This is a genomic window from Methylobacterium sp. B1, from assembly GCF_000333255.1.
Taxonomy (GTDB): domain Bacteria; phylum Pseudomonadota; class Alphaproteobacteria; order Rhizobiales; family Beijerinckiaceae; genus Methylobacterium; species Methylobacterium fujisawaense.
In genome coordinates this window covers 1-2,338 of the sequence record NZ_BACT01001089.1, presented here as the reverse complement: position 1 = coordinate 2,338, position 2,338 = coordinate 1, and the positions used below count along the sequence as shown (strand labels likewise).

Below are 2,338 nucleotides of genomic sequence, written 5' to 3'. Positions count from 1 at the left end.
CCGACTTCCGCTCGCCGCGCCCGGCACGCAGGCTCCGGATCGCCTCGGCGACCCGGTAGGCTGCCGGCAGGTCGAAGGTCGGATCCCAGCCGGTCAGCGGTGCGATGGGGCGGCGATGCTCGTGCGCGGCCAGGATGGTGCGCGCGTGGGCCGCGGCGGATATCGGCTCGGTCATCGGCAACAGGCGCCGAGACGCACGAAGCCGAGGGCATCGACATAACCGGCGAGGCCCGTGAGGAGCAGGCCGGAGCCGAGCTGCCAGGGACGCCTCACGACCGGGCCTCGCCGTCACGGACCGGTAACGAACCATTAACCATTCGGACGGCTTCGTTGAGGGACGCCGGGCCGCGGTTAACGCGCCGCTCACCAAACCCGAGCAATTCGATGCAAACACGGTGAACGCCGCGTCGGAAGGGGCCGTTGCCCTTACGATCCGGCCCGGGGCCATCGAGCCCCCGCCGGGTGAGTGGGAGTTGCGTCATGGTTCCGTTCGCCGCCGCATTCGTCTGCCCGTCCATGCCCGTCCCGGACCGGGCCGCCACGATCCTGATCGTCGAGGATGAGCCGACCGTGTGCGAACTGGCCGCCGAGGCGCTGATCGAGGAAGGGTATCGGGTGCTCACCGCTGCGGATGCCTGGGAAGCCGAGGCCATCCTGGCTCGCGAGAGCGTCGACCTGCTCTTCACGGATATCGACCTCGCCCGCAATACGAACGGCCTGTCGCTGGCGCGTTGTGCCCGCGAGCTGTCTCCCGACCTCCCGGTCGTCTACACCTCCGGCGGCCGGGCTTGCCTTCCGCCGTGCGAGGCCGTTCCAGGCTCGGTGTTCGTGCCGAAGCCCTATCGTCCGAGCCAACTCGTGGCGCTGACGCAGGACGTCCTGCGCGCCGCGCTCCTTCATGCCGTCTGAACTGGACCTTCGAGGACATCCGCCATGTGGCGCTCCCTTCCCGCAATCGGCTTCGCCCTCGCCGCCGCGATCGCTGCATCGCCGGCCCGAGCCGCCTGCGACGTGAAAGGCGCGCAGATCGAGGAGGCGATCGCCAAGAAGAGCGAGCTGCGCGAGGATGCCAATGCCCAGCTGGTGCGCGACCTGCGCACCCTGCGCGATGCCGCGATCGTCCTCGAGAGCTACAAGTTTCCCGGTGAGTGCGAGGTGCTTCTCGGCATCGTGCGGTCGCTCCTCGCCAACCCGAGCAAGACCATCGAGCAGAGCGGCGACACCGATGAGGAGAAGGCCGAGGACCTGAACGAGGCGCGCCAGCCCAAGGCTGCCGGCGGCACCCCGACGGCGAAGTAGCCATGCCCCGCTCCGTACGGCACGGGTCAGGAGTAATTCCGCGTCGACCCGAATACGCGGCCGCGGAAGTCGGCCGGACGCGTCGAGGGCCCGCCGTCTAACGCTCCTCGCCGGCGCTGGCGCCGATCTTGGCGCGGGCCAGAGCCCGGCTCAACTTGGCGGCGATCTGCTCGCGCAGAACATCGGCCATCTCGATATCCACGAGGCGCCAGCTGAACCCGCGCAGCCGCAGCCGGATGCGCGTGCGCTCGGTGCGGGACCCCTCGGGCGGGATCGGGATCACGACGGCGCGAAAGCCCCGCATCTCCAACGCCGTATAGTATGACACGAGCCGCCCGAGACCGCGGATCGCCAAGCCCTCGGGATGAGCGCCGGCCGGCCGCTCGACATCGAGCTTGTCGGGCCAGCCATTGGCCAGAAGGTCCATCACCGTTTCCGGCGTCACCATCGTTTCATCAGCTCCCCATCCCCGGCCGACGGATCGGACGCGATCACGCGGCCGATGATCTGGCGGGCGTCCGTGCCACTCATCCCGATTCCCTGCGCGAAGCCGCTCAGGCGCTGCATCAGGCGATTGGCGGTGGCTTCGCGATCCAGATCGGCCTCGGGCTCGCTCATCCGTTCACCGGGTGCGCCAGCAGGATCGCGGTCCGGACCATGGTGCGCGTCCAGGCCGGCGTGTCGGTGGTGAGCGCATCGGCCGCATGGGCGTGCGTTCGGATGGTCACGACGAGGTCGAGGCTCCAACCCTTCGCAAGCGGGTACGCGTCGGTAGCGAGGTTGGCCGGCACCGCGTCGACCGCAGCATCGATCTCCTGATCGGTGACCTCAGCGGCTTTCCGGACTTCGGAGACGGTCGGGTCGGTGGCTACGCGAACCTGCGGCTGATGTCCGCTGAACCCGCCTCAGATTCGCCGAACCTGAGGGGACTGTTAGAAAACCGTCTTCGGTCAAAAAAACCATCCAACCTCGCTCGGTTAGATGGTGGGCGCGACAGGGATCGAACCTGTGACCCCTACCATGTCAAGGTAGTGCTCTC

5 protein-coding genes and 1 pseudogene are annotated in these 2,338 nt (G+C 68.3%); 2 read left to right on the top strand and 4 right to left on the bottom strand.

The window, feature by feature from the left end; translation table 11 throughout:
* Nucleotides 1-186 precede the first annotated feature (186 nt).
* A pseudogene (locus I53_RS32890) lies at nt 187-273 on the bottom strand (DUF1275 domain-containing protein); the annotation flags it as partial.
* A 207-nt stretch (nt 274-480) separates the two neighbouring features.
* Between I53_RS32890 and I53_RS30240 the strand changes: the two are divergent.
* Both I53_RS30240 and I53_RS30235 read left to right on the top strand, forming a co-directional pair.
* Complete coding sequence (locus tag I53_RS30240; RefSeq protein WP_043358112.1) at nt 481-909, top strand: response regulator; 429 nt, start codon at nt 481-483, stop codon at nt 907-909.
* A 24-nt stretch (nt 910-933) separates the two neighbouring features.
* A complete protein-coding gene (locus tag I53_RS30235) occupies nt 934-1,299 on the top strand; it encodes a hypothetical protein (protein ID WP_043358110.1) in 366 nt (121 codons plus the stop codon).
* Between the two features lie 97 nt (nt 1,300-1,396).
* On the opposite strand, the gene I53_RS30230 is transcribed toward I53_RS30235, so the two are convergent.
* From I53_RS30230 to I53_RS30225, 3 genes are read right to left on the bottom strand one after another with little or no spacing between them, the layout of a single operon-like run.
* Complete coding sequence (locus tag I53_RS30230; RefSeq protein WP_251982504.1) at nt 1,397-1,747, bottom strand: hypothetical protein; 351 nt, start codon at nt 1,745-1,747, stop codon at nt 1,397-1,399.
* A complete protein-coding gene (locus tag I53_RS34410) occupies nt 1,741-1,917 on the bottom strand; it encodes a hypothetical protein (protein WP_187294433.1) in 177 nt (58 codons plus the stop codon). The genes I53_RS30230 and I53_RS34410 overlap by 7 nt, the downstream gene beginning before the upstream one ends.
* The gene (locus I53_RS30225; protein ID WP_251982186.1) at nt 1,914-2,090 is read right to left on the bottom strand and encodes a hypothetical protein; all 177 of its coding nucleotides are present in this window, start codon (nt 2,088-2,090) and stop codon (nt 1,914-1,916) included. The genes I53_RS34410 and I53_RS30225 overlap by 4 nt, the downstream gene beginning before the upstream one ends.
* Between the last annotated feature and the right edge of the window lie 248 nt (nt 2,091-2,338).